This is a genomic window from Marinomonas sp. A3A (assembly GCF_018336955.1).
GTDB classification, from domain to species: Bacteria; Pseudomonadota; Gammaproteobacteria; order Pseudomonadales; family Marinomonadaceae; genus Marinomonas; species Marinomonas lutimaris.
On record NZ_CP025532.1, the window covers coordinates 3,859,773 to 3,884,751 of the forward strand.

25 protein-coding genes are annotated in these 24,979 nt (G+C 42.1%); 10 read left to right on the forward strand and 15 right to left on the reverse strand.

Annotated elements, in window-relative coordinates; all coding sequences use genetic code 11:
* The first annotated feature begins 17 nt into the window (after positions 1-17).
* A complete protein-coding gene (locus CYL31_RS18155) occupies positions 18-1,985 on the forward strand; it encodes a putative bifunctional diguanylate cyclase/phosphodiesterase (RefSeq protein WP_212916541.1) in 1,968 nt (655 codons plus the stop codon).
* A 38-nt stretch (positions 1,986-2,023) separates the two neighbouring features.
* On the opposite strand, the gene CYL31_RS18160 is transcribed toward CYL31_RS18155, so the two are convergent.
* The 3 genes from CYL31_RS18160 to CYL31_RS18170 form a co-directional block, all read right to left on the reverse strand.
* The gene (locus CYL31_RS18160) at positions 2,024-2,821 is read right to left on the reverse strand and encodes an SHOCT domain-containing protein (RefSeq protein ID WP_212916542.1); all 798 of its coding nucleotides are present in this window, start codon (positions 2,819-2,821) and stop codon (positions 2,024-2,026) included.
* Positions 2,822-3,124: 303 nt separating this feature from the next.
* Positions 3,125-3,988: a glutathione-dependent disulfide-bond oxidoreductase gene (gene yghU, locus CYL31_RS18165; RefSeq protein WP_212916543.1), complete on the reverse strand. Its 864-nt coding sequence runs from the start codon at positions 3,986-3,988 to the stop codon at positions 3,125-3,127.
* A gap of 43 nt (positions 3,989-4,031) precedes the next feature.
* Positions 4,032-4,808 carry a ferredoxin--NADP reductase gene (locus CYL31_RS18170; protein WP_169460685.1) on the reverse strand — a complete coding sequence of 259 codons (777 nt, stop codon included), beginning with the start codon at positions 4,806-4,808 and terminating at the stop codon, positions 4,032-4,034.
* A gap of 468 nt (positions 4,809-5,276) precedes the next feature.
* On the opposite strand from CYL31_RS18170, the gene msrA reads away from it, so the two are divergent.
* The 4 genes from msrA (at position 5,277) to CYL31_RS18190 (ending at position 8,215) form a co-directional block, all read left to right on the forward strand.
* Entirely contained in the window at positions 5,277-5,903 is a 627-nt protein-coding gene (gene msrA, locus CYL31_RS18175) for a peptide-methionine (S)-S-oxide reductase MsrA (protein WP_212916544.1), read from the forward strand.
* A gap of 288 nt (positions 5,904-6,191) precedes the next feature.
* Positions 6,192-6,764, forward strand: a complete 573-nt coding sequence (locus CYL31_RS18180) for a porin family protein (RefSeq protein WP_212916545.1) — start codon at positions 6,192-6,194, stop codon at positions 6,762-6,764.
* Between the two features lie 145 nt (positions 6,765-6,909).
* Entirely contained in the window at positions 6,910-7,647 is a 738-nt protein-coding gene (gene nfsA, locus CYL31_RS18185; RefSeq protein ID WP_249411626.1) for an oxygen-insensitive NADPH nitroreductase, read from the forward strand.
* Between the two features lie 43 nt (positions 7,648-7,690).
* Entirely contained in the window at positions 7,691-8,215 is a 525-nt protein-coding gene (locus tag CYL31_RS18190) for a peroxiredoxin (protein WP_212916547.1), read from the forward strand.
* Positions 8,216-8,303: 88 nt separating this feature from the next.
* Here CYL31_RS18190 and CYL31_RS18195 read toward each other — a convergent pair whose 3' ends face one another.
* Together CYL31_RS18195 and CYL31_RS18200 are read right to left on the reverse strand one after the other, a co-directional pair.
* A complete protein-coding gene (locus CYL31_RS18195) occupies positions 8,304-9,536 on the reverse strand; it encodes an NAD(P)/FAD-dependent oxidoreductase (RefSeq protein WP_212916548.1) in 1,233 nt (410 codons plus the stop codon).
* Positions 9,537-9,584: 48 nt separating this feature from the next.
* A complete protein-coding gene (locus CYL31_RS18200) occupies positions 9,585-10,457 on the reverse strand; it encodes a LysR substrate-binding domain-containing protein (protein WP_212916549.1) in 873 nt (290 codons plus the stop codon).
* Positions 10,458-10,561: 104 nt separating this feature from the next.
* On the opposite strand from CYL31_RS18200, the gene CYL31_RS18205 reads away from it, so the two are divergent.
* Entirely contained in the window at positions 10,562-10,987 is a 426-nt protein-coding gene (locus tag CYL31_RS18205) for a VOC family protein (RefSeq protein WP_212916550.1), read from the forward strand.
* A 74-nt stretch (positions 10,988-11,061) separates the two neighbouring features.
* Here the strand turns inward: CYL31_RS18205 and CYL31_RS18210 are convergent, their stop codons facing one another.
* Both CYL31_RS18210 and CYL31_RS18215 read right to left on the reverse strand, forming a co-directional pair.
* A complete protein-coding gene (locus CYL31_RS18210) occupies positions 11,062-11,544 on the reverse strand; it encodes an Hsp20 family protein (RefSeq protein ID WP_212916551.1) in 483 nt (160 codons plus the stop codon).
* A gap of 187 nt (positions 11,545-11,731) precedes the next feature.
* Positions 11,732-12,694, reverse strand: coding sequence for a LysR family transcriptional regulator (locus tag CYL31_RS18215; RefSeq protein ID WP_212916552.1), 963 nt, complete (start codon positions 12,692-12,694; stop codon positions 11,732-11,734).
* Between the two features lie 175 nt (positions 12,695-12,869).
* Between CYL31_RS18215 and CYL31_RS18220 the strand changes: the two genes are divergently transcribed.
* Positions 12,870-13,526 (forward strand): NAD(P)H-dependent oxidoreductase, encoded by a 657-nt coding sequence (locus CYL31_RS18220; protein ID WP_212916553.1) that lies wholly within the window; start codon positions 12,870-12,872, stop codon positions 13,524-13,526.
* Between the two features lie 59 nt (positions 13,527-13,585).
* Here CYL31_RS18220 and CYL31_RS18225 read toward each other — a convergent pair whose 3' ends face one another.
* Complete coding sequence (locus tag CYL31_RS18225) at positions 13,586-14,593, reverse strand: LacI family DNA-binding transcriptional regulator (RefSeq protein WP_212916554.1); 1,008 nt, start codon at positions 14,591-14,593, stop codon at positions 13,586-13,588.
* Positions 14,594-14,811: 218 nt separating this feature from the next.
* On the opposite strand from CYL31_RS18225, the gene CYL31_RS18230 reads away from it, so the two are divergent.
* The 3 genes from CYL31_RS18230 to CYL31_RS18240 all read left to right on the forward strand — a co-directional run bounded on the left by CYL31_RS18230 (position 14,812) and on the right by CYL31_RS18240 (position 17,776).
* Positions 14,812-15,765 (forward strand): sugar ABC transporter substrate-binding protein, encoded by a 954-nt coding sequence (locus tag CYL31_RS18230; RefSeq protein ID WP_212916555.1) that lies wholly within the window; start codon positions 14,812-14,814, stop codon positions 15,763-15,765.
* 198 nt (positions 15,766-15,963) lie between these two features.
* Positions 15,964-16,743: a TIM barrel protein gene (locus CYL31_RS18235; protein ID WP_212916556.1), complete on the forward strand. Its 780-nt coding sequence runs from the start codon at positions 15,964-15,966 to the stop codon at positions 16,741-16,743.
* A gap of 16 nt (positions 16,744-16,759) precedes the next feature.
* Positions 16,760-17,776 (forward strand): Gfo/Idh/MocA family oxidoreductase, encoded by a 1,017-nt coding sequence (locus CYL31_RS18240; RefSeq protein ID WP_212916557.1) that lies wholly within the window; start codon positions 16,760-16,762, stop codon positions 17,774-17,776.
* 78 nt (positions 17,777-17,854) lie between these two features.
* On the opposite strand, the gene CYL31_RS18245 is transcribed toward CYL31_RS18240, so the two are convergent.
* From CYL31_RS18245 to hutI, 7 genes are all read right to left on the reverse strand, one after another.
* Complete coding sequence (locus CYL31_RS18245; RefSeq protein ID WP_212916558.1) at positions 17,855-18,358, reverse strand: cysteine hydrolase family protein; 504 nt, start codon at positions 18,356-18,358, stop codon at positions 17,855-17,857.
* 29 nt (positions 18,359-18,387) lie between these two features.
* Positions 18,388-20,946, reverse strand: coding sequence for a S8 family peptidase (locus tag CYL31_RS18250; RefSeq protein WP_212916559.1), 2,559 nt, complete (start codon positions 20,944-20,946; stop codon positions 18,388-18,390).
* A gap of 12 nt (positions 20,947-20,958) precedes the next feature.
* A complete protein-coding gene (locus tag CYL31_RS18255) occupies positions 20,959-21,939 on the reverse strand; it encodes an AAA family ATPase (RefSeq protein ID WP_212916560.1) in 981 nt (326 codons plus the stop codon).
* Between the two features lie 108 nt (positions 21,940-22,047).
* Entirely contained in the window at positions 22,048-22,338 is a 291-nt protein-coding gene (gene nadS / locus CYL31_RS18260; protein ID WP_212916561.1) for a NadS family protein, read from the reverse strand.
* A complete protein-coding gene (locus CYL31_RS18265) occupies positions 22,335-22,652 on the reverse strand; it encodes a type II toxin-antitoxin system RelE/ParE family toxin (protein ID WP_212916562.1) in 318 nt (105 codons plus the stop codon). The genes nadS and CYL31_RS18265 overlap by 4 nt, the downstream gene beginning before the upstream one ends.
* 250 nt (positions 22,653-22,902) lie before the next feature.
* The gene (gene hutG, locus CYL31_RS18270) at positions 22,903-23,718 is read right to left on the reverse strand and encodes an N-formylglutamate deformylase (protein WP_212916563.1); all 816 of its coding nucleotides are present in this window, start codon (positions 23,716-23,718) and stop codon (positions 22,903-22,905) included.
* Between the two features lie 11 nt (positions 23,719-23,729).
* Positions 23,730-24,950, reverse strand: coding sequence for an imidazolonepropionase (hutI, locus tag CYL31_RS18275; RefSeq protein ID WP_212916564.1), 1,221 nt, complete (start codon positions 24,948-24,950; stop codon positions 23,730-23,732).
* Positions 24,951-24,979: the final 29 nt, after the last annotated feature.

Consider the following 24,979-nt stretch of genomic DNA (forward strand, 5'->3'; position numbering starts at 1 on the left):
TATCTTTCAAGGTTTTTATGCCACCACTATCAGAATTGCAAAGAGATAAATCTTTTCGCTTAAAGTTGATAATGATTTGTCTGAGTGTTGCGTTATCTGTCTCTACAATTTATGTGGTTGTATCTTATCGCCTTGCCGCTGACTTAGGATTAAAAACAGAACTGGATTCACTGCACCGCCAAGCCATGCTACTGCAAGGCGAACTTCTATTAACAGATAAAGAAGATTCAAAAGAACGGGTATCTGAGCTTATCGAACTGGTGTATTTCAATGATAATTTAGACTCATCAGAATTTTACTTAAACCTCTCCGGCCCGAATTTACAGTGGTCTATTACTAATAAAATATCCCCCTTTCAGTTAGAACGTTTGATGCCAGCATTAGCATCACATACCTACAAGCGTATGCCTATGAAAGATATGCCGAACGGTGTGGAAGTATTGGACGATAAGCAATTTATTTGGCAGATGATTCTAGGAGAGCAATACCAAATCACCATTATTAAGACCTCGAAAAATATCGATGACACGCTAAATTTTGTCATGAAACGCCTAATCATTACCTCCATTATCGTCTTCTGGTTAGCGACTTGGTTCGCCCTCACCCTATCATCGTGGATGAATAAACGTGTTCAAGGCAAAAACGATACACTTGCTCATTTGGCCACTCATGATTCGTTAACAGGCCTACCTAACAGACTATTTCTGACCAATATGATGCAAAACGTCATCCCCAACCCAATAGACACAAAACCGTTAAAATCAGGTTATATTGACAAATTAGCGCTTCAGCAAGCTAGCCTCTTCGTTATTGATTTGGATAAATTCAAAGAAGTAAACGACTCATTTGGGCATGCGGCGGGGGACACGCTATTGATAAAAGTAGCGCAGAAACTAAAGCAAGCGCTAAATGAAACACAAACTCTTGTTCGTATTGGCGGCGATGAATTTATTATTTGGTCTCCTGAATTAAGCATAGAAGAAGCCTATAAATTGGTTCAGAAGTTAATACTTATCTGCAATGAGCCGGTTATGGTAAACAATCTTTCAATCAGTACAGGAGCCAGCATAGGTTTTTCACACTACCCAAGCCACGCAATAGATGCTGAATCCCTAATCATTTGCGCGGATACCGCCATGCATGAAGCAAAGCAAAAACGCAGTGGTTGGAGTATGTTTAGTGAAAGTAATAAAAAGTGCGGTCGCCAACGTTTAAAATTGCGTGCGGATCTCGATAATGCATTATCAGACAGACAAATTAAACTGCACTATCAGCCAAAAGTGTCACTTAAAAATGGCCATATTATTGGCGTAGAAGCATTAGCTCGTTGGCATCATCCCACCGATGGACTTCTTGCTCCAATACACTTTATTGACCTTATAGAGCAAAGTGGACGCGTTCAAGAGTTTGGACGCTATGTAATTCTAAATGCCATTGAACAACTTGATATTTGGCACACTCAGGGCATATTGACACCAATCGCGATCAACCTATCACCATACAATTTACTTGACCCAAGTCTATTAGAATTCACCATTACGCTGCTTAAAAAGCATAAAATTGATCCACGTAAACTAGAAATAGAACTAATCGAATCCTCTACCAGCATTAACATAGATGACATATCGAGTCGTTTAAGTGACTTTAAAAATGCTGGAATCAAATTGGCCATAGACGATTTTGGGACAGGTATGAGCTCTCTGTCTTATATCAGCAATCTCAATGTAAACCACATAAAAATTGATCGCTCTTTTACCAATGGCATCGAACAAGATTCTAAAAAACAAGCTGTTGTATCTACTGCCATCATGCTGGCGAATTCTTTTGGCAGCGAAGCTATTGCAGAAGGCATCGAGAATAAAACTCAAGCCGATATACTGATCAAAATGGGTTGTCTTTACGGACAGGGCTATTATTACGCCAAACCAATGACGGCAGATAACATACAAGCCATGTTACAAGCTAATGCCATCCTGCCACTCTAATTAATAGCAATTTCTAACAAAATACGCTATTCACTCAATCAAATGCGATTAAGCAAATCCGTTTTTTTAGAATTGTATTCGTTGTCTGAAATAGCCCCCATATCACGTAACTTCGCTAATTTTTCAATCAACTGGATAACTTCATCGACCGATGCTGTATTCGTCAAGTTCTGAGGCGTTTGCATTGCAGGAGCCTGCGTAAACGCCATTGGCGCAGGCGCAGCCACAAAGTTATTCTGTGGTGTTAGGTTTTGTTGTGATGATTGATTGCTCGTATTTGAGTTATTAGAACCTGCCCCCGAAACAATAGGTAAGGTATTAACCGGAATCGTGCCATATTGGCTGGAAAAAGTCAGCGATGAGTTACCGCCCTGCTGCTGGCTGATGCCACCGATGTTATTGTCTAACGTATCGTAAACCGTCACATTGCCGTTCACTTCAACCGCAAGGCGATTCGGAAAAATAGCATAACGAGTGCTGTTTTGTGCACCGCTGCTAAAAGGCTGGCCAAGATCGCCCGGCCACCATTGATTACTGGATTTCGAGCCCTTTGGTAACGGCATGAACACCTGCATATTGGCAAGGCCATTAGCCAATTCATTACACAAGTTATCCACTGTCGATTTCAAACCATAGTTGAACATATCTCCAACCATGGTCATTCCGCCACGCATCCACTGACCGCCACCGCCTAGCTCAGGGCAGTTGAACTGTGCCATAGAACCACTACCGTTGTTTACGGCAATCAGCATGTGCATCACGGCATCAAAGCTTAGGTTGTAACGACGGGAAAGGGAATTAACTAGGTTTTGTCCATCTTGCGTTAAATTTTGCATGGTAAAGCTCTCTAAATAAGACGTAGAGCTGTTCTCTTTTATCTAGCCGCTGCAAAAAAAAGGCAAACATCGCCTAGTACATGGACACAAACAAAGAGTAGGTTGCAGCATCATGCTGGCCAACAGGTTTCGTAGACCTCTACTCTAACACAGACACGTCTTACAAAATCGTGACAAGCAGCAGAAGAGACGTAAATAACTGTTTATTTTTCGAACACATCTTATTTGTCGCCAATAAAAAAAAGAGGCAAGTCATTTGATGACTTGCCTCTTAGTATAAATGCGCCATTACAGGTTTATATTTTACTCAATAAGACCGTCGAAATCAGTGGCATCGTGACGCTCTTGAAGCTTAACTCCATCACCAAAAGCTTTATTTACAATTCGACCGCGCTGTACCGCTGGGCGCTGCTCAATCGCTTTTGCCCAACGCAAGACATTCTTATAACTAGCAACGTCTAAGAACTCAGCCGCGCTGTACAAATTACCTAACACTAAATTGCCATACCAAGGCCAAATCGCGATATCAGCGATAGAATACTCTTCGCCAGCCATATAAGTGTTATTCGCTAGCTGCTTATCTAAAACATCTAACTGACGCTTGGTTTCCATGGTAAAACGGTCAATAGGATACTGCATCTTGGTCGGTGCGTAAGCGTAGAAGTGCCCAAATCCACCGCCTAAATATGGCGCAGAACCCATTTGCCAGAACAACCAGTTACGACACTCCGCTTTTGCAGCTAAGTCTTTTGGCACCAAGGCATCAAACTTTTCAGCCAAGTATTGCAGGATTGAACCTGATTCAAATACTCGCGTAGGTGGCGTAGTACTATGATCCATCAAGGCAGGGATTTTGGAGTTAGGATTGATCTCAACAAAACCTGAACCAAACTGATCGCCTTCACCAATGTTAATCAAGTAAGCATCGAATTCTGCTGCACTGATTCCCATAGCCAAAAGTTCTTCCAGCATGATAGTAACTTTTTGGCCATTCGGTGTCGCCAAGGAGTGTAGCTGTAATGAATGCTTACCCACTGGCAGGACTTTTTCGTGCGTCGCACCTGCTATTGGACGGTTAGTACTGGCAAATTTACCGCCATTTTCAGCATCCCATGTCCAAACCTTCGGAGGAACGTAATCTTGATTCGATTTGGTATCAGAACTCATAAAATCTCCTAAAATTATTTGTCAACGAGAACATCTCTCGCTATTAATGTTCGACAAACGCTCGCTCAATAACATAATCCCCTGGCACACCGATTTTTGGTGATTCTTTAAAACCAAGCTCATCAAGCAAAGCGGACGTGTCTTTTAACATACTTGGACTACCGCAAATCATGGCTCTGTCATGAGCAGGATTTAATTGAGGCAAACCAATATCTTCGGCCAATTTGCCACTGCGAATCAAATCGGTCAGGCGGCCTTGATTGCGGAACGGTTCACGCGTCACAGTTGGGTAATAGATTAGCTTGTCTCTTACTTGCTCGCCAAAAAATTCATTTTCAGGCAGTTCTTTTTCAATAAAGTCTGCATAAGCCAATTCACTCACATGGCGAACACCGTGAACCAGCACAATTTTTTCGTACTGCTCGTAGGCATCAAAGTCTTGGATCACACTTAAAAAAGGCGCTAAACCTGTGCCAGTAGATAACAAATACAAGTTTTTGCCGGGGTGTAAATCACGAGTTACCAAAGTGCCAGTCGGTTTACGGCTTACTAAAACATCGTCGCCAACTTTTAAATGCTGCAAACGCGACGTTAACGGACCATTAGGTACTTTTATACTAAAAAACTCTAAATGCTCTTCATAGTTAGGGCTAGCAATACTGTAAGCACGCATCAAAGGACGAGTTTCCGTTTCCAAGCCAATCATAACAAATTGACCATTATCGAAACGTAAGCTTGGATTGCGTGTGGTTTTGAAGCTGAATAAATTTTCATCCCAGTGGTGAACGCTTAAAACGCGCTCAGTAACAAATGCACTCATGACTACCCCATAAAAATTTGTAACAAAGAATATTTCTTTTCAAACCTCAAACCGCACAGTGGTAAAACTAGCTTACCTATCAGTACTAGCTAGCAGTGATCGTATCCATGAACAGGAGAGTTGAATTGACTGATAAACATACTATAAGACAACTCTATATTTGTTTAATTGATTATCTAGATGTCTTTAATATGCTCAGCATATATACAGTCGAACAGCGACTAACCTTAGATGTCCAACTAGTCTGACATTCAAATGTACAAAAAATAGGTCATTAAGTAGGAAGATAACGTATTAAATTGGCTATTGCCTTAACTAGCATTCAAAATCTTCATCTCCTTAACTGTTTACTTCTACTATATAAGCGTAAGAAAAATAGAAATAAGAAATACATAAGTGTAAGAAAAGCATTCCCCAGAACGTCAAAGTACGACGTAACATCTTTCTTATGACCAAAGGACATACTAAATGATTATCCGAAACGCACTCATCAGCGCCTTAGGTTTGCTACTTCTTTCTGGAGTAACAGCTTTTAGTAGCGCGTCGCAAGCCGCACCACAAACCATGATCGTCGCTGGTGGTTGTTTTTGGTGTGTAGAATCTGATTTTGAATTGGTTCAAGGCGTCAGCGATGTTATCTCTGGCTATACAGGAGGTCACACTGAAAATCCCACTTACAAACAAGTCTCTTCAGGAAAAACTGGACACTTCGAGGCTGTCGAAATTCACTTTGATGATGACGTGGTTTCATTAAAAGCGTTAGCAGACTATTACTGGAAAACCATCGACCCTACGGACGCTGAAGGCCAATTTTGTGATAAAGGCTCTCCTTATAAAACAGCAATGTTTTACCAAAACGATCAACAAAAAGCGGTTTTTGAAGCATCGTTAGCCAAGATCAAAGAAACCAAGCCCTTTAAAAAAGACGTTGTAACCGAGATTATCCCTGCCACTCCCTTTTACCCTGCCGAGGAATATCATCAAAGTTACTATACAAAAAATCCCATTCGTTACGCTTACTATCGCGCCAGCTGCGGTCGAGATAATCGAATAGAAAGTCTATGGGGAGAAATTGCTAGTCATCAATATCATTAAACGCCACCAATAAAGACCGCTTAACGGCTCTTAAGCGACAAAGCATAAGAGACTAAAAAAATGCCAGCCCTACTTTCAAAGCTGGCATTTTTCGTTTTTGAAGAACACTTTCTTTCAAGTGATCCCCATCTGAAGTATCAGTAAAGCGTCTTATATCTAGGCTTAACGCATAGAAAATGAAGCAAATAGGTAACTCACACCGAAAACCTAGCCATTCTGAAATCGATGTACCAGAGTAGTAACTCAACTCGCGAAGTTCTCAATTAAGTAACTAAAAGGAGTTATACAATGAAAAAGTTTATTCCAGTAATCGCAGGTAGTATCGCTATAGCCTCATTCAGCGCAGCAGTAAAAGCAGAAGACATGGCAGCTGAAAACAACAGTGGCTTTTATGTTGGCGGTAATTACGGTTACCTTAAAGTGGAAAACGATGATGACTTTGATGACGACAACGATGTAGCACAAGGGATTGTCGGTTACCGATTCAACTCTTTTCTTGCCTTAGAAGGTAGCTACATTGACTTTGGTAGCTATGGCAACAGTGCTGCCAGTGCAGAAACAACGGGTTACACCGCTGCGCTGAAAGGTACGATTCCTATCACGCAAACAGTTGAGATCTTTGCGAAAGCAGGTCAACTTTGGCACGATACCGACTATAACATCGCTTCCGTTAAAGGCAGTTCAGACGACAAAAGTTTATTTGCAGGCGCAGGTGTTAACTTTAAAGTTACAGAAAACTTACTTGTTAATGCTCAGTACACCTGGTACGACGTTGATCTAGACGCAGACAATGTGGATTCTGATTCAGACTTCGACTCTGACTTCCAACAAGCCAGTGTTGGTGCTGAATACCGCTTCTAAACAATTGCTTCACCTGCACATAGCAAGGCTTGCCCATTTGGGTAAGCCTTTTCTTTAAATCTCCTTTTTGTAAGCTCCAAGCACTTTGACCCATAACCATTAAGCCTCTAGTATCTACGCATCTCATTTTTAAAAGATGTTAACTATGAACCCAATTCTTCAAGCTCAGTCAAATCACAAGTCAATTCGTCAATACACAAACAAAGCCATTGATGAAACATTACTTAAGCAACTAATCCAGTGTGCACAAGGTGCAGCCTCTTCAAGCTTTATTCAGGCCTATTCCCTTGTCCAAGTCTCTAACAAAGAAAACCGTCAGAAAATTGCGACGCTGGCTGGCGGCCAAAAATGGGTCGAATCTGCGCCAGAGTTTTTTGTTATTTGTGCAGACCTTACCCGTGTTGAATATTGCAGCTTAGAGCAAGGTTTAGGTGAGTTAGAAGGTAACGCGGAACACTTTATTGCAGCGACAACCGATGCAACGTTTTTTGCACAAAATCTAATGCTTGGTGCAGAATCTGTTGGCCTTGGTGCCGTGTTTATCGGTGGTATTCGCAACGATCCAGAACAAGTTGCTGAAATCTTAAATCTTCCTGATCAAGTCTATCCAATCTTCGGCCTTTGTCTTGGTTATCCTGACGCACAGCCTGATTTAAAACCACGACTACCTGTTGATGTCATCCTTCACAAAGACAGCTACGACAGCAGCCGTTGTGCAGAAGATGTTAAAGCATATGATGCGCAGATGCAGGCTTACTACCAAAGCCGTGGAGATAATCAGAAAAGCAGCAATTGGTCAGAGCAAACTGCGGCCGCTGTACAGAAAAAGAAACGCGAACATATGCTAAGCTTCTTACAGAAACGCGGTTTTTTGAAACGCTAATACGCAAGAATACTAATTATTAACCTAAAGAAAAGGAAAACACATGATCACTAATGTACCTAATGTTGTCTTTAAAACCCGTATTCGTAACGAAGAACTAGGTGGACCAAACCCATTTGAATGGAAAGATGTTACTACTGCAGACTTGTTCAACAACAAAAAAGTCGTTGTTTTTTCTTTGCCTGGCGCATTCACTCCAACTTGCTCAACATCTCACTTACCACGCTACGAAGAGCTTTACGAAGAATTCAAAGCACAAGGCGTTGATGCAGTAATTTGTATTTCTGTGAACGATGCGTTTGTTATGTTCCAGTGGGGCAAAAGCCAAAACGCGAAAAACGTTTTCCTTCTACCCGACGGCAACGGTGACTTCACTCGCCAAATGGGTATGCTTGTCAAAAAAGACAACCTAGGTTTTGGCATGCGTAGCTGGCGTTATTCTATGCTGGTTGAAAACGGTGAGATCAAGAAAATGTTCTCTGAAGCGGGCTACCAAGACGATGCACCAAGCGATCCGTTCGAAGTGTCTGATGCTGACACTATGCTCAACTACTTGAAAAGCAACTAATTCAAGGCGCTAATGAATTGGTCAATAAAAAGCAGACGTTTTCACAAACTCTGCTTTTTTTGTTTTTACTTTTTTTTCTTTAGATTGATTACAAACGATTAACTGGCGCAAGCGCTTCTAGTAACTCACTAGATTCGCCATCTATTGCTTGAATCAACAACTCTGACGTTGTTGGCCCAAGCGTGAAACCTTGATGCCCATGACCAAAGTGAAACCATAAGCCTTTATGATTTGGCGCTTCACCGACAAGTGGCAACATGTCAGGCATGCAAGGACGAGTTCCCATCCATTGCGGCTCTTCCACTTGCTCGCCTAAATCAATAATTTCATTCAATGCGAGAGCTCCACGTTTAAGCTGGCTAGTATCAATAGCAGAATTAAGCGGCACCAAAGCGGCACCAGTAGTAACTCTTAAACCTTTAACCATGGGCGCTGCCAGCACACCATTTGCCACGTCCAGAAAAGGACGCTGAAGCGTTTTAGGTGCGAGAAAATGTCCATGATAACCACGCTTGTACACCATCGGAATTCGATAACCAAAGCGCTTTAATAACTCTGGTGACCAAGGCCCAAGTGCTACGACCACTTGCTCGACCTTCAACTCGCCATCACTGGTGAGAATCTGCCAACCTGAAATAGTATGTTGCAAGGTACTTGCGTCACCCGTGACAAAGCGACCACCTCGTTTGACGAATAAATCACAATAGGACTTGGTTAAATCTCCCGGAGAAGAACAACTCCAACTTTGCGTATAATGCACAGCACCCGCTGGCGCTTTCTTCAAGGCAGGCTCTTTTTGTTGGTAGCTTTTGCCATCAAAAATATCAGACGTAACACCATATTCTTTCATGAGGAATTCAGCTTTTTTCGAGGCTTTCTCAAATTCCTTTTCGTCTCGATGCAGCATGACAAGTCCACAATGAGTGATCAAATGCTCAGACTCGGAATCGCGAATCAACGGCTCATGATCAGCCGTAGACCGAAAAGTTAGTTGAGAATGAACACGAGAAATCTTAGCGTGTTTTTCTGGTAAAGAATGGCAAAAATATGACCATAAAGCTGGCGCCATTTGTAGCGCACCGTTCACCTTCCAAGTCACATCATTGCTAATTTCAAGCGCGTATTTAAATAAGGTTACCATGTCCCTTGGCAACGCATAGGGCTCAGCCGCCTCGACTTGGATCATGCCCGCATTACCATAACTGGTTTCACGACCGGCACCAGTACGATCAACAATGGTTACTTGATGGCCACGAGCTTGTAGCGCCAGTGCACTACTCACACCAACCATGCCTGCACCTAAAACAAGAAAATCCGCCATATCCCTACCTCGACATCATTCCAATGGAAAAACAATTGATTCTCATCACTATAGCAACTCACGTGACATTTTGATCAACTGAATTAACCCCTTTATATCAAGATCAACAAGTGAGTGTTTTTTATAAACCAAGCCAATTTCACGCTGTATATTATGATCGCCGAGTTTTAACGCTTTGACAGACTTAGGCCAAGTTCGATGTTCTTCTGTTTGCGGCACAATGGCAACGCCAACACCTAACTCTACCAGCTTAACAATCGCACCTATCTCATCAACTTCACACCTTTCATCAAGATCAAAAGGCAGATGCTGTAGCAACTTATCCACTTGCCGCCCACCAAACGAGGTTCGATCGTAACGAATAAAGGGGGATTGCTTGAGCGCAATTTGCCAATCATTAACGTCATAACTACGAGGAACGATTAGGACAAACGGCTCCTCTATCAAGGCCTCCCATACCAAATCAGAATGCACCACGAAAGTAGGTTTAATCATTACAGCAAGATCCAACTCTCCTGAATCTACTTGATCCAACAACGCCATCGAAACACCGGGGGAAATTCGAGTTCGACAATGAGTATGTTGCTGATGAAATTGCGCTAGAGCTGCAGGTAAAAGCGTTCTTTGTATCGAAGTAATCGCACCAACATTAATGAGCTTAACGCCTTCCGATGCTTGCGGCGTAGTGCCTAATTGACGACAACGCTCTACGATATCTTTCGCCTGTTCTAATACAGACAATCCTGCATGATTAAGATGAGCAGAACGCCCTACTCGATCGAACAAAGCCAAGCCTAACTCATTTTCCAATCGTTGTATTTGAGCACTAACCGCCGCTTGTGTTAGACCAATTTTATTACCCGCTGCTGCGAACGTCCCTTCCTCTGCCACGGTAATCAGTGTTTTGAGCTCTTTAATCATTGATCAATTTTTCTTATCAATTATAAAAATATTCATTGATATTATTGTTCTATTTGTCGATTTACAATATTTAAAATCAGTCGAGACCTTTGCAGGAGATAAAAATGAGTGTACAACCTTTCCACCTTGCCATTCCCGTTTACGATGTTCCGCTAGCACGGGCATTTTATCGTGATGTTTTCGGTTTAGAAGAAGGACGATCCGCCGAGGCTTGGGTAGATTTCAATTTCTTTGGTCATCAACTGGTGATCCATCATCACCCAAAAATGCCATATCAGGAAGCTGCTGGCACGAACTCAGTGGATGGACATGATGTACCGGTTCCGCACTTTGGTGTGGTATTAACTTGGGAGCAATGGGAAGCATTAGCGAAGCGACTTAAGGCAGCTGAGACAGATTTTATTATTGAACCTTATATTCGATTTAAAGGCCAAGTGGGTGAACAAGCCACCATGTTCTTCCTTGATCCGTGTGGCAATGCTCTAGAATTCAAAGCGTTTAAAGATATGAAGCAACTGTTTGCAAAATAACATTGATGACTAAAAACAGATAAAAAAAGGGCCGTGATTCCTCACAGCCCTTGCGCTTAATAAACGATTTTTGCTTAAGCTACTTTAGACTTACTTTCGCTCGAGCCTTCTTTATGATGTTCAAGTACACCATTGCTTGCTTGATTAATGGCAATACTTCTTGGCTTCATTGCCTCCGGAATTTCTTTAACCAAACTAATGGTAAGCAGCCCATTTTTTAGCTTGGCATCCGTCACCTCAACATAGTCAGCAAGATTAAACTTGCGTTCAAACGAGCGGTTTGCAATGCCTTGATGGAGATATCTGCGCTCACCAGAATCCGCTTTCTCACCACGGACTGTTAACACATTTTTTTCCACCTTAATATCTAGATCGCTTTCTTCAAAACCTGCTAAAGCAAGCGAAATGGCGTAGCGGTTATCATCGACTACTTCGATATTATAAGGTGGATAACCAGCTGACACATTGTCCGTTGTTAGGGCGTTGTCGAGTAAAGATGCCAAACGGTCAAAACCAATGCTGCTGCGATAAAGTGGGGTAAAATCAATTGAGTTCATAATAAGTCCTCCTAATTGAAGCAAAATACTAATCATCAAAAGACGTAACAGAAGTTCTCTTTAAACTAGACGAACCTGTTACATTGCTAAAAATAGGATCACCAAGCAAATTTTCAAGTACTTTTTTTAGAAAAAAAGTCCTATTTAAATAAGCATTTTTTATAAAACATGCCGCAAAGAAGGGCATTTAATCCTCTAGTACACTTTGCTCTAACAGCCCTTTATCTACCAATTGAGTTAAAAGCCCCCTGGTGCGCTCTCGAAACATATCTCGCAAAAGGCGCACTGTTGGCGTAATAGATTGACGACTCGGACTAATTAACCAAAGTTCACCTTGAGGGATTTTATAGTCCGGCATCAGCGATACTATACGACCAGTAAGCAAGTCATTGGCAATATCCAGCGAGGACTTTATTGCCACGCCTTTCCCAGCCACGCACCAACGCCGAACCAAATCACCATCGTTCGCTGCACAATAAGCTTTGGGCTTAATTTTATAAGAGCGCTCTGCACCAGGATTTTCATCTAACTCTTTACATGTGAAGTGCCAGGTATCGTTCAAGATATTTTGTAGCTGATAAAACAAACCTTGATGATTGAGCAAGTCTTTAGGATGTTCTGGTGTACCGTGTGATTCAAGATAACTTGGACTCGCCACTAATAATCGAGGCACATTACAAATTTTAAAACCGTATAAATTTGAATCTGCAGGCGCGCCATAACGCAGGGCAATATCCAACGCATCACGATAGAAATCAATATTGCTGTCGCTAACATGTACTCTTAAGGTTACTTGTGGATACTGCTCCATAAAATCATCCACCCAAGGAATCGCGATATTTCGCCCCAAATCAGACGAAACAGCTAAACGAATCTCGCCACTAATGATATCCAAATCATTGTGAATAGTTTGTTTGGCTTGATCCAACATAGACATGGCGGCAATACATTGTGGCAAATAGCGTTCACCGGCACTGGAAAGACGCAAGTGACGTGTTGTACGCACAAACAGCTCAACACCAAGTGCAGCCTCTATTCGCTTAACGGCCGCGCTTGCTGTCGCCATTTGCATATCTAAATGTGTTGCAGCAGCCGTGATGCTACGAAACTCTGCGACTTTCAGAACGACCCGAAGATCTTCAAGTTGCATGACTTAGCCCTTATCAAAAAAGAAAGTTACTACCCATTATCAAATAATATTTGAGAATAATTCAATAAAAACCCTGTTCTTCATTTAATAAAGTCTCGCTACTATAGCGCCATTATTTTTAGCGCTTCTAGTTTCATAGAGCGCCAAACACTTTTACTTATTGTGGAGATAGAAGATGTCACACCAGATTATTGCCGACTTAGAAAAGCGTCATACAGCAAAACAATACGACGCTTCAAAGAAAATTTCTCAGGCCGACCTAGAGGTTATTTATGAAGCAATGCGCCTATCGCCTTCTTCTATTAACTCTCAACCATGGAAATTTATCGTGATTGAAAGTGAGAAAGCAAAACAACGCTTTCACGATACTTTTGCGAACAAGTTTCAGTTCAACCAAAAGCACGCCAAAGATGCATCGCACATCATCTTATTTGCTCACAAAACCCATTACAGCCGAGAAGACTACGCAAAAGTTGTCGATAAAGGTATTGAGGATGGTCGCACCAAGCCTGAAAACAGAGAGCAGGCATTTGGTGGTTTTGCTTTCGCAGAAATGAACATGGATAAGAGTGGTAACAATGCTGCGTGGACAAAAGCGCAAACCTACATAGCCCTTGGCAATGTCATGCACACCGCAGCTCGCCTAGGTATTGACTCCACACCGATGGAAGGTGTTGATCCAGAACTAATTGGTGAAATTTTCAATGCAGAACTTGAGGGTTACCAGTGCGACGTAGCACTCGCTATCGGTTATCACCACAAAGACGAAGATTACAACGCAGCCTTGCCTAAATCACGTCTAGCAATCGAAGATGTGCTAACAGTACTATAAAATCTAAATAACCGCTTACAGAATCAGATAACCTTTATCTGATTCTGTAAATTAAAACATCATTTTCGCTTATGCGACTCTCGCACAACTAACTTGCCTTTCATAACGGTCCGTTGAACATCATCTCTAAGCATGGCTTGTACAGTTAACCCAATCAGCTCAGTCACTGGCGGCGCATAGGTTGTTAAATTGTAGGAAGGACTTTTTGCAAAAGAAATATCATCAAATCCAACAACCGCAATAGATCCTAAGCAGTTATGAACTCTTAACGCATCAATTACACCGAAAGCAATTGTGTCATTTTCACAGAAAATAGCGTCAATTCTGTCTTTTTTAGCTGTTCTTTCTAGATAATCACAGAAAACGTCATAAGCAATAAATTGATCATAATTTGTCGCACTCAAGATGAGATTAAGCGTAAAGCCATTTTCCTTTAAATGACTTTCGTAGCCTTCGCGACGATTGACGCGGGTAGATATACCAGAAGGCCCTGCAATATAACCAAAACTTAATGCACCTTCATTGATCAATAGCTCAGATATTTCCCTGCCAGCCATATAATCATCTGTATTGAGCACCAATGGTTCAGGTAAATTACAGTCACGAAAGCTAATCACAAGCGGGATTCTTTTAATTCTACTGGCTAACGAAACAAAATCTCCGGTTAGTGTTGCACCCAGAAAAATAACCCCATCTGTTTGTAGTTGATCGGCATGTTCAACCAGATCCGCAACACTGTCTTCATCCATGACATTAATCAGCAATGCCCTCAACCCATGCTTTTGTAACTCGACCGTTAATTGGTCGAGTAGCTTCATCACATTATAGTTTTGGAATGTATCAACAACGACAGCGATAACACCTGTTTTATGAGTAGAAAGGCTTCGAGCCAACAAATTAGGTTTATACCCGAGCTGCTCTGCAGCAAGAAGAACCCGTTGGCGTGCCTCTTCAGAAATAGGTTTATCTGAAGTAAAAGCACGAGACACAGTCCAACGTGAAACACCAGCTAACTCAGCTACTTCTACCGAAGTGACTTTTGAAGACTTAATTTTATTATTTTTCATGCGGTTACGACTTAATGAATATTCATTCTATTTTGTCATTGAATCCCTAGGACTGCCATCCAAATCATGCATAAAAAATATTTTATTTCTTTTTTTAACAATTTGAAAAAAACATTCCAAATACTATTGACGCCTTTCTGCACTCGGGTGCATACTCATCACCACTGACTCTGCACGCGAGAGCAAATTCAGCAAAAACACACTAGGAGAATAAAAATATGAAAAAGCTAGTAACTATCGCCTTATCATCCAGCATCACTTTAGGTGCCACTTTCTTGAGCCCTACAGTCCTTGCTGAGAATTTGCGAATAGGTGTCTCTATGGCAACCTATGATGACAACTTCCTCACCCTACTACGTACAGCTATTGAAGCGCGTGGAAAATCCATAGATGACGTGGACTTACAAATCGAAGATGCCAAAAACCAAGTTGGCACTCAACTCAACCAAGTTCAAAACTTTATCGCTTCAGGTGTTGATGCCATCATTATCAGCCCTGTTGATACAGACGCCACCGTGTCAATCAGTGATGACGCTCAAGCCGCAGATATTCCTCTTGTTTACGTTAACCGCCAGCCAATCAACATAGACCTTCTCCCTGATAATCAAGCATTTATCGCCTCTAATGAAGTTGATTCAGGAACCTTGCAAACTAAAGAAGTTTGTCGACTACTTGGTGGCAAAGGCGAAATAGCCGTTTTAATGGGCGCCTTAACCGACCAAACAGGCATCCAACGTACTCAAGACATTTACGATGTAATAGATACACCTGAGTGCAAAGGCATGAAAGTCGTTATCAAAGACACTGGCCTATGGCAGCGCTCTGTTGCGAACAACATCATGACCAACTGGCTTTCTGCAGGCACTAAATTTGATGCCCTTATTGCTAACAACGACGAAATGGCAATCGGTGCTATTCAGGCTATGAAGGCAATCGGTATGGACATGGATAAAGTGGTAGTAGCTGGCGTTGATGCAACACAAGATGCACTGCAAGCAATGCGCGAAGGCGATTTAGATGTCACCGTTTTCCAAGATGCAAAAGCACAAGGCGCTGGCTCAGTTGACGTAGCGATTAAACTCGCAAGAGGCGAGGAAGTGCCACAAAAAGTGTGGGTTCCATTTAAATTAGTCACTCCAGCAAATATGGAAGAGTTCGCTAATCTAAATTAACCCTAAAGAATCTATCAAACTAGTGGTTTTTTATCGGAATTGATCACTTTTTTGATGGATATGTCAGATAAATATTCTCTGACTGTATTTTCTCGAAACTTTTTGCAGCGGTAATTTCAAGCCGCTGCGTTTTTTCGAACTACTTATTCAAATAAAAATCCCATGTTTTTTTCCAGCCCCTTTAAAGAGGTCATAGTCATGTCTACATTTTCGCTTTCCTGCTGCGCAGAAACCTTATTTACCGAACTTCCTATCGCTGAACGCGTACAAAAAATTGCCGGCTTAGGATTCTTACCAGAACTTTGGGATTGGACTAAACACGACATAGATGCGTTAGTTGCAACAGGTGTCGAATTCTCCTCTATGACAGGCTACATCGAGGGCGACTTTATAGAAAATAAAGATAAGCTCATCGCCACCATCCATGAGTCCGTTGCGGTTGCAAAACGTCTTGGCGTACCACGCTTAAACCTACATGGAACAGGCTTAGATAATAAAGGTTTACCGGTGAACCCTCGCCCGATTGTATCTGGACGCGATTGGCTTCAAGCCTACAAAACACTGTCTGAAATAGCGCAAATTGGCGCCGACAACAACGTTATGTTTGTACTAGAAAACCTTAATCGTAAAGTGGATCACCCTGGGGTTCCATTTGCCACTGCAGAAGATGTCTACACACTAATTTCTGAAGTTAATCACCCGAATCTAAAAATGATGCTGGACCTTTACCACCAGCAAATTGATGAAGGTAACCTAATAGAATCACTTACTCGTTACCTGCCTCATATTGGTGAAATCCAAGTAGCAGATGTTCCAGGCCGACAAGAACCTAGCACTGGAGAAATGAACTATCCAGCCATCTCTGCCCACCTTGAAAATATAGGCTACCAAGGCGTCATTGGCTTTGAAGGTTTCCCTGAAAGCGACTCAGAACTTGCTCTTACTCGTTTTCGCAACGCATTTTCTCAAAAAAAATAACAAAGGACTCAACATCATGACAACAAAACCTGTCAACCTAGTACTGGTAGGCGCTGGGCGCATGGGTTCTCACCATGCAGAAAACATCGCATTTAATATCAGCAACGCGAATTTATTCGGTATTTTCGACCAGAACCTAGAAGGCGCCAAAAAGCTAGGCGAAAAACTAGGTTGCGATTTCATTACTGATAACATCGACGAAGTTGCCAACCACCCAGATATAGATGGCGTCGTTATTGCCGCCCCTGCACGTTTTCACGCTAATCTTTCAAAATATTTTCTGGAGCGAGGTAAAGCGGTATTCTGCGAGAAACCAGCAGGTTTAACACTTGCAGAAATCGATGAAGTATCTGCCGCAGCTGAAGCCGCTGGCCTTCCTTATCAAATCGGTTTTAACCGTCGCTGGGATAGAGCGTTTGCCGATGCAAAAGCGAAGATTCAAGAAGGCGTTATTGGTACGCCTCAGCAACTACGTTCATTGACTCGTGATCCTGGCCCTTGGGGTGGTGATCCGTTCAAAATCCCTACATGGACAATTTTTTACGAAACACTAATTCACGATTTTGATACCCTACTTTGGTTGAACGAAGGTGCCAATGTCACTGAAGTTCGCGCAATTGCTGATGCGCTTGTACGTCCAGACGCAAAGTCTCATGGCCATCTAGACGTAGCAACCGTCACGCTACGCTTTGACAACGGCGCTATCGCTGTAGCAGAAGCAAACTTCTGTGCCATGTATGGTTATGACGTGCGAGCTGAAGTACTGGGTTCTTTAGGCATGGTTCAAATGGGTGATGTTCGTAAAACCAACATGACCTGTTTCGACAAAGATGGCGCCAAAGATGATACTTGGCGTATGGACTCTCATATTTTTGCTAGCGGCTACACAGCCCAAGTTCGTGCTTTTGCAGATGCCATCCAAAGCGGCAAACAAACGGGACCAAATGGTCGAGACGCTCATCGAGCACTGGCTATCTCTCTTGCCTGTATCGAATCCATCGAATCTGGAACAGAAGTTAAGACCAACATCTAACACTTAAATTTCAGATCAACCCTACAAAACCTACATTAGCCTTTAGCAGCGTCTAATGTAGGTTTTTCTTTAAGACCTCTACCTGACCAATTCATTAGATGAAATGGCTGAGATCTTGACACCGAAGCTCGCTATATTCGGCAAAGTAGCATTGTGATGCGCTCTAATCTGCTCGGCACTTGCATGAGGTTTATCATGCGTTGTATGAGCATCCGAGACCAGTTCAACTGAATAGCCCAAGCCTGCAGCGCGTCTAATTGTAGTATCGACACAAAACTCAGAGGCATACCCACAAACAATCAAGTGTTCAACGCTATGCTGCTTTAACAAAGCTTCAAGATCAGTTCGCAAAAAAGAATCCGGTGTTGTCTTGCGAATAAACTCATCACCCTCTTCTACCTTTAACCCCGCCTGTAACTGCCAACCAGCAGAGCCAAATTCGATCACAGAACCTGCTTTTTCATGCTGCACATGGATCACCAAAACATCACTCGCTCGCGCCCAAGACGTAACACGGTTTATCCGCTCAACAGCAAGATCCGCCTCAAAAGGACGAGGAACAGAATGGCGGATTTCATACAATCTTGTTTAAGTGTTTGTTTAAGCTAAATTTATACTGTTTGCTCTATAGAAACTGACGCTCTTACTTTAATTTCATTCTCAACTTCACTATAGATATCAATATCGACCTCAGGCACTGAAAGCGAAACGACTAGTGCATATCTTACCCTTGAATTATAACGTTCGTGAGAGGCACGAGTTTTCCACCAGCCATTTGCAGGATAAATCGCTATTTGACCTCGTTCAGCAAGATCTGCCGCCGAACCTCGCCAAATATCTTTATGTATTGAGCCTTTATGTCGATTATCAGTTCCAATCAACCAATTCGGATCTTCTGTTTTATTTGGTTTATCTTCTTTATTTGCCCGACTAGCTTTGTTCATACGCTTTTGAAAATCAGTGTCAGACTCTAACGGTCGCTTAACATCAAAACGGAGTTGATGGCTCGCATAACCATACTTATTTAACACATTTCGACTCGAAGGGTTTGGCTCAACAAAGTAAGAAAGCGTTACCGTTAGCTCAACACTCGCTTCCCCTATACTCTGCAAAGTCTCTTTCGGCCAAGGTAAATCATATAAATTCATTTTATAGGTTTTAACTTTACTACCATCTTTACAAAAAGGCTGTAACTCATCTTGAACAACCAAAGACAATGAATTGTTAGCACTTTTTATCGCCTCATCTAAATTTGGCACACCAAAACCAACCATCCTTGTTAACTTAGCTGCCTGGCTTTTCTGAATATTTTCACGAGTACAATCGACCGAAATTAAGTTATACATTTCCTCAGTCCAATCAGCAGAGTGAATCATTAAAGCGCGGACAGTTTCTGGCCATAAATCTGGGTATTCAACCTTCACTTGTGCGGCAAAACGAGCCGCTAAGGCTGTCGCTGCACTAGTGGCATTAGTCGTTTGAAAATATCGTTGAGAAAAATCACTATTAGTACTCAATAAACTCAAGTCATGCATTCCAGTACAGCCAAACAGGTCTCTGCCAATATTTCCACCTTCAAAAACAATATCGGGCTTAATGGGCGTATTCTTTTTATCCCATATAGTTGATGTCGTACTATAAGGCGATAAACCACCAGATTTTGCTAAGGGCTGGTAATCTCCAGACTCAGTAAGTGTTATCTTATTTGTGTATGCCCCAACAGTAATAACATTCCAAGCTTGAGCTGGGTCATGTATATCCTGTAGTTGAGTATAATAATCAGGGTAATCCATTAAAAAAGTTTTATCTGTATTGCCTGCACACACTGTAAATAATCTCGGATATTTTCGTTCGCCTAAATAGTCAGAAGCTAGAGAGTCTAGTGCACTTGACCAAGATGAGGCTCTACCTTTTTCTGTACCTGTATTGGCAGATAGCGACATTGAGAAAATACGATCACGAGAAGAGTCTGTATTTTCGGCTTCAGCAACTGCATCAGCAGTTACTAGACCAAGAGGTTTATCTTTATTATCACCGTTGTGATTTAGTACTTTAACGGACTCTAGTCTATGACTAATATCTAATGCATCATTTGTGGCAAGCGCATCAGTTAAATCCCCCCACATAGCCAGCCCCGCCATTCCTGTGCCATGACCATTCTTATCCATTGGGTCTTCGTCTAGAGTTATCGTCAACTGGTTATTAGTACCTGTAAAAGGCTTTAGCAATGGGTGCTCAATATTGACACCGGTATCAATAATACAAATGTAAGGTTCGTTGCCATTATCCGTTTTATTCAAACGCTCTAATAACTCTTTAGACCACTCTTCTTGCTCTTCACTTGGCATAACATCAAAAAACTCGGCTGTCACTTTAGGCGCTCTAATTTCTGCGACACGATTTAAGAGTAATGAGCTACTTGAAAGTTGATTCTGACTGGCGCTAACTTGAAGGACTGTATGCTCAGGGAAGAGCAATTTATGAGGAGAGACTTTTATTTCTAACTGGTTGGCAATTTTAGTAAAGTCGGACACAATTTCTTTACTAAAATTATTAATTCCCGCTTTTTTAGGTTTATTTCTATTTGGTGTAGACAGCCATATTTCCCACAAAATTGAAGCATCTTTATCTTCAGGTAAAAGATCTTTACCATCCGACCATATAGCGGAGAATACAGCTCTACGTATTGACTGAATCGAATCAATAAGCTTCTGGTTATCTCTGGGTTTACCGTTTATATCTTTATCTTCATTAAAATAACTTGCTATTTTTTGCTCAAGATAAGCTAACTGTCCATCAGGAATAAAAACAGTAGCCATAGTTTTTTCATGCTCACCACTAATAACTGTTTTGACATTGAGTAGATCAATTTTTTTACGTTCATCCGCAAGACTTTCTACAGCCAATTCGATGTCAGGAAAACTTTCGAATTCAACTTGAATACCTACTTCCATCTCTAATGAAGTAGCAGCAATATCATGCTTGAGTGAATCCAAATCTGCTGAAATGGTAACTAAATCACCACGCAGTTTTCTACTATGTAAAAAACGGTTTTGGGCCGGTGTCAGCTTAGGGTCTCCACCACCTCCAGAAGGTGGCACGGTGTAATTTTTTGGAATGGCGGTAAAGCTTAAGAAAAAATGTGGCTTATCAAAATCGTTATTCGCCATTTATATTCCTTATTAAATGGTGAAATGCTTACTCATATTTAATCTATCTTGGATGGCGTAATTAAGCATTTCTAGTGAAATTGCAGGATAATCATGAATGAGCATTTCTTTGATCGCATCGTTGGCAACGAGGGTTACTTCCGCATTACTTAGACCTTGAGCAGACGAGGCTAATTTTTTCCAAGCGAAATTCTTAGCAACATATGAACGCAAACGAGACTTAAAAAGCAGAACAATTTCATCTTCTGTTGGTAACTCATATCGGATAACGTCATCAAAGCGGCGGAATAACGCATGATCGAGCGCCTCAATATGGTTAGTCGCACAGACAATAACGCTATTTGAGTCATCTTGCTCAATCATTTGTAGAAAGCTGTTCAATATACGCCTTGCTTCACCGACATCATTATTTGATCCACGATGCGAACCAAGAGCATCAAACTCATCGAAAAAATAGACCCCCCTGACATCTCTAATAGCATCAAAAATCTGGCGTAACTTAGTAGAAGACTCCCCAAGATACTTTGTAATAACAGCATCAAGGCGGACTTCAAATAATGGATAGTTCAACTCCCCAGCTAGAACGGAAGCCGTATAGGTTTTACCTGTTCCAGGTTTTCCTGCCAGCAACAACTTTCGTCTAGGTGAGAGGCCATGATTTTTAAGCGTGACTAAATGCTTCTGCTCTTTGACTAAACGCTCTAATCGTCCCTTCACTTCTGAGGAGACAATCAGGTCACTAAAACGAAGCTTAGGATGGCTTGTCGATAATAATCCTGTAGAGTCTTTAATACTGCTTGCAATGGATACAGGAAGGTTTGCGCGACTTTTTTTCTTAGCTTTATCAACAAGTAATTTTAACTCTTGAGCAAGCTTGTCATGACCACTTCTCGCTTCATGCGCGGCAACCTGAAGCGCGATAGATAAAAACCTATCGTCATCTTGGTCGATATGCGACTGCATTAAAGCTTTAATTTGAGTTGAACTGGCCATGATATCCACACTTATTTGATGTTCATTTTTCAACCGTGAGTATAGATGAAATGAACTGCTAATTCATTAATGCACCGCCCCAATAGATAAAATATAGTTTACTGTTTTCTAACCATGCAGCGCTTTTAGCGCATATTCTGGATCAACATCAACGATTTTAAGTAAGGCGCGTGCTGGCCCCGTTGGGTGACGACGGCCTTGCTCCCAGTTTTCTAACGTACGTTTACTTACACCAAGCAAGTTAGCAAAACGACTTTGACTTAGGCCTGTTTTGGTGCGAATGGCTTTCACTTCTGGGTCTGCAAATTCTGTGATTCGTGCTGCCGTGGCTTGGCCTTTTATGATGCTATCGGCTTGTTGTACGCTTTCTAGCAATTCATTGAACATGTCGTCATTCATTGTGACCACCTTTCTACTATTTGTCTTAGCGCTTTGGTTTGCGCATCGGTTAAATTCTCTTGAGTGCTTTTGGGAAAAATATACATCATGTAAAGTTGCTCATTCTCTGTCATCCAGTAATAGATGATTCGTACGCCGCCCCTTTTTCCACGACCATCCACAGACCAGCGAATTTTCCTTAAGCCGCCACTGTTTTTAATCAATACACCAAGATCGGGCTTTATAACCAAAGCCTCCTGCAACTCTTTATATTCATCGTCGCTCATTATTTCATTAATGAGTTTGGTAAAAATAGGCGTTTCAACAATTACCATGACACCTCCAAATTATACGCCAATGGCGTGATTTGTCGATTAATAATTGAGCAACGATTGATAACAGCAGAAGACGCTAAAAAATAGCCTTTGAACATATAAGAATTCCTTTTCCTATGAAGTTTGATGTAACAACGATGACGCTACGTGACACTACCGTCAAGAAAAAAGAGACTAGATATAGCATCAAAAAAAAATCCCCATGCTGCTTTCACAACATGAGGACTCTTAAACTATAAAACAGCTGATTTTATAAACTAAGGTGCTGACAAGCCTCAATCACGTCTTTCAGCTGTTGTATAATCAATGGCTGTTTCTTTTCATCCAATTGATATTCTGACTGTTTTGCCAACTCATCATTTAAATACGTTGCTTGAGAAAGTTCGAGTTGGATCGCGTGAATGTTGTTATCAGGCTGGCCGAAATGACGAGTAATGTAGCCGCCTTTAAAACGTCCATTGAGTACTTGCGTGTAGTGTGGTCGCAGTATTTGCGTGACGGCATTGGCGATTGTCTCGTCACAAGCTTTGCCTTCGTTTGTCCCCCAGTTGAAATCAGGAAGTTTCCCATCAAACAACATAGGCACTTCAGCTGCAATGCTATGAGCATCAAACAAAATCGCGTAACCGAACTTGGCTTTTAATCGCGCGAGTTCTTGCTCAATCGTGCCGTGATAGGGTTTCCAAATATGCTCTTTACAAAAGGTTTTATGCTCGTCACTTGGTGCTTTGCCTTCAGCAAAAACAGGCGTGTCTTCAAATAAAATGTCGGGGAACAAGCCCGTGGTTTTCGTCGCGTAAAGTGGCTTGTCATCATAGGGACGATTAAGGTCGATGACATAACGAGAGTAGTTAGCCTTAATAAAACCCACACCCAACGATTCTAAAAAATCATAAAGCTCAGGGATAAACCAATCGGTATCGGGCAGTTTTTTAGCTTGATCTGTCAATCCTGCTTGTACCTCAGCCGTTAAGTTCAAACCAGAATGCGGCATGCTGACCAGCAAAGGCGAATCGCCCTGAATAAAATCAAATGCCGGTACGGTTAATACGTCATGCGTTGTCATTATGTTTCCTCTTAACTACTTTTGCCTTCATAGATTCTATTTTTTACTAGGTTGCCGCCAAGCCAATAGCTTAACTCGCCAGGGCTTTCTACATCCCAGCACACAAAATCGGCAACTTTCCCGATTTCTAAACTACCATGAGTATCTGCTATACCCAATGCTTTTGCTGCATGAATTGTCGCACCCGCCAACGACTCTTCTGGCGTCAGTGCGAACAAGGTACACGCCATGTTCATCATCAGTCGAAGCGATAACGCGGGCGATGTTCCTGGGTTGGCATCCGTGGCAATCGCCATCGGCACGCCATATTGGCGCAGCAAGGCGATCGGCGGACGTTGGGTTTCTTTTAGTGTAAAAAACGCCCCCGGCAATAACACAGCCACCGTGCCGGACTCTGCCATAGCTTTTACATCAGACTCTTCGATAAATTCAATATGATCCGCCGACAAGGCTTTGAAAGACGATGCCATAGAAGTTCCACCTAAAGAAGACAATTGCTCCGCATGGATTTTCACTGGCAAGCCCAATAACTCTGCGGTTTTAAAATAGCGCGCCACTTGCTCGGTGCTAAAGGCAATGCCTTCGCAAAAAGCATCCACCGCATCAGCCACGCCAAGCTCAGCCACTTTTGGTAGAACCGTGTCACATAGGTAATCAATATAAGCGTCTTTATCGTCATATTCTGGCGGCATGGCATGTGCAGCCAAACAAGTACGTTTTACCGTCACGGGAAATTGCTTTCCTAGTTCCGTCGCTACGCTAAGCATTTTCAATTCTGAATCGAGGGACAGACCATAGCCAGATTTGATCTCAACTGTGGTCACACCATCGGCTATTAAGCTTTTCAGACGACGAGAAGCGCTAGCGATTAACTCCACTTCGCTGGCGTCACGAGTTGCCTTCACAGAGGAAGCGATACCGCCGCCCTGCTTGGCGATTTCTTGATAACTTACGCCATTCAACCGTTGTTCGAATTCACCTGCGCGATTACCACCAAACACAAGGTGCGTGTGGCAATCAATCAACCCCGGCGTGATCCATCCGCCGCCCAGATCGTGTTCGTTTCGAGTGTCGTAGTTTAGTAATTCTTGAGCTTCACCAATCCAAACGATACGGCCGCCGACGACGCCTATCGCTGCGTTTTCAATCACGCTATACAGGCCATCTTCCATGGTGGCGATATGAGCGCCGCGCCATAGGCTGTCTAACTTCATTGGAGTATCGTTTGTCATAGCTTTTCCTTTTCTTAAACCACTAAACT

Coding starts and splice junctions, on each gene's coding strand:
- CYL31_RS18155 (WP_212916541.1), top strand. CDS start 18: ATGCCACCACTATCAGAATTGCAAAGAGATAAATCTTTTCGCTTAAAG.
- CYL31_RS18160 (WP_212916542.1), bottom strand. CDS start 2,821: ATGCAAAATTTAACGCAAGATGGACAAAACCTAGTTAATTCCCTTTCC.
- yghU (WP_212916543.1), bottom strand. CDS start 3,988: ATGAGTTCTGATACCAAATCGAATCAAGATTACGTTCCTCCGAAGGTT.
- CYL31_RS18170 (WP_169460685.1), bottom strand. CDS start 4,808: ATGAGTGCATTTGTTACTGAGCGCGTTTTAAGCGTTCACCACTGGGAT.
- msrA (WP_212916544.1), top strand. CDS start 5,277: ATGATTATCCGAAACGCACTCATCAGCGCCTTAGGTTTGCTACTTCTT.
- CYL31_RS18180 (WP_212916545.1), top strand. CDS start 6,192: ATGAAAAAGTTTATTCCAGTAATCGCAGGTAGTATCGCTATAGCCTCA.
- nfsA (WP_249411626.1), top strand. CDS start 6,910: ATGAACCCAATTCTTCAAGCTCAGTCAAATCACAAGTCAATTCGTCAA.
- CYL31_RS18190 (WP_212916547.1), top strand. CDS start 7,691: ATGATCACTAATGTACCTAATGTTGTCTTTAAAACCCGTATTCGTAAC.
- CYL31_RS18195 (WP_212916548.1), bottom strand. CDS start 9,536: ATGGCGGATTTTCTTGTTTTAGGTGCAGGCATGGTTGGTGTGAGTAGT.
- CYL31_RS18200 (WP_212916549.1), bottom strand. CDS start 10,457: ATGATTAAAGAGCTCAAAACACTGATTACCGTGGCAGAGGAAGGGACG.
- CYL31_RS18205 (WP_212916550.1), top strand. CDS start 10,562: ATGAGTGTACAACCTTTCCACCTTGCCATTCCCGTTTACGATGTTCCG.
- CYL31_RS18210 (WP_212916551.1), bottom strand. CDS start 11,544: ATGAACTCAATTGATTTTACCCCACTTTATCGCAGCAGCATTGGTTTT.
- CYL31_RS18215 (WP_212916552.1), bottom strand. CDS start 12,694: ATGCAACTTGAAGATCTTCGGGTCGTTCTGAAAGTCGCAGAGTTTCGT.
- CYL31_RS18220 (WP_212916553.1), top strand. CDS start 12,870: ATGTCACACCAGATTATTGCCGACTTAGAAAAGCGTCATACAGCAAAA.
- CYL31_RS18225 (WP_212916554.1), bottom strand. CDS start 14,593: ATGAAAAATAATAAAATTAAGTCTTCAAAAGTCACTTCGGTAGAAGTA.
- CYL31_RS18230 (WP_212916555.1), top strand. CDS start 14,812: ATGAAAAAGCTAGTAACTATCGCCTTATCATCCAGCATCACTTTAGGT.
- CYL31_RS18235 (WP_212916556.1), top strand. CDS start 15,964: ATGTCTACATTTTCGCTTTCCTGCTGCGCAGAAACCTTATTTACCGAA.
- CYL31_RS18240 (WP_212916557.1), top strand. CDS start 16,760: ATGACAACAAAACCTGTCAACCTAGTACTGGTAGGCGCTGGGCGCATG.
- CYL31_RS18250 (WP_212916559.1), bottom strand. CDS start 20,946: ATGGCGAATAACGATTTTGATAAGCCACATTTTTTCTTAAGCTTTACC.
- CYL31_RS18255 (WP_212916560.1), bottom strand. CDS start 21,939: ATGGCCAGTTCAACTCAAATTAAAGCTTTAATGCAGTCGCATATCGAC.
- nadS (WP_212916561.1), bottom strand. CDS start 22,338: ATGAATGACGACATGTTCAATGAATTGCTAGAAAGCGTACAACAAGCC.
- CYL31_RS18265 (WP_212916562.1), bottom strand. CDS start 22,652: ATGGTAATTGTTGAAACGCCTATTTTTACCAAACTCATTAATGAAATA.
- hutG (WP_212916563.1), bottom strand. CDS start 23,718: ATGACAACGCATGACGTATTAACCGTACCGGCATTTGATTTTATTCAG.
- hutI (WP_212916564.1), bottom strand. CDS start 24,950: ATGACAAACGATACTCCAATGAAGTTAGACAGCCTATGGCGCGGCGCT.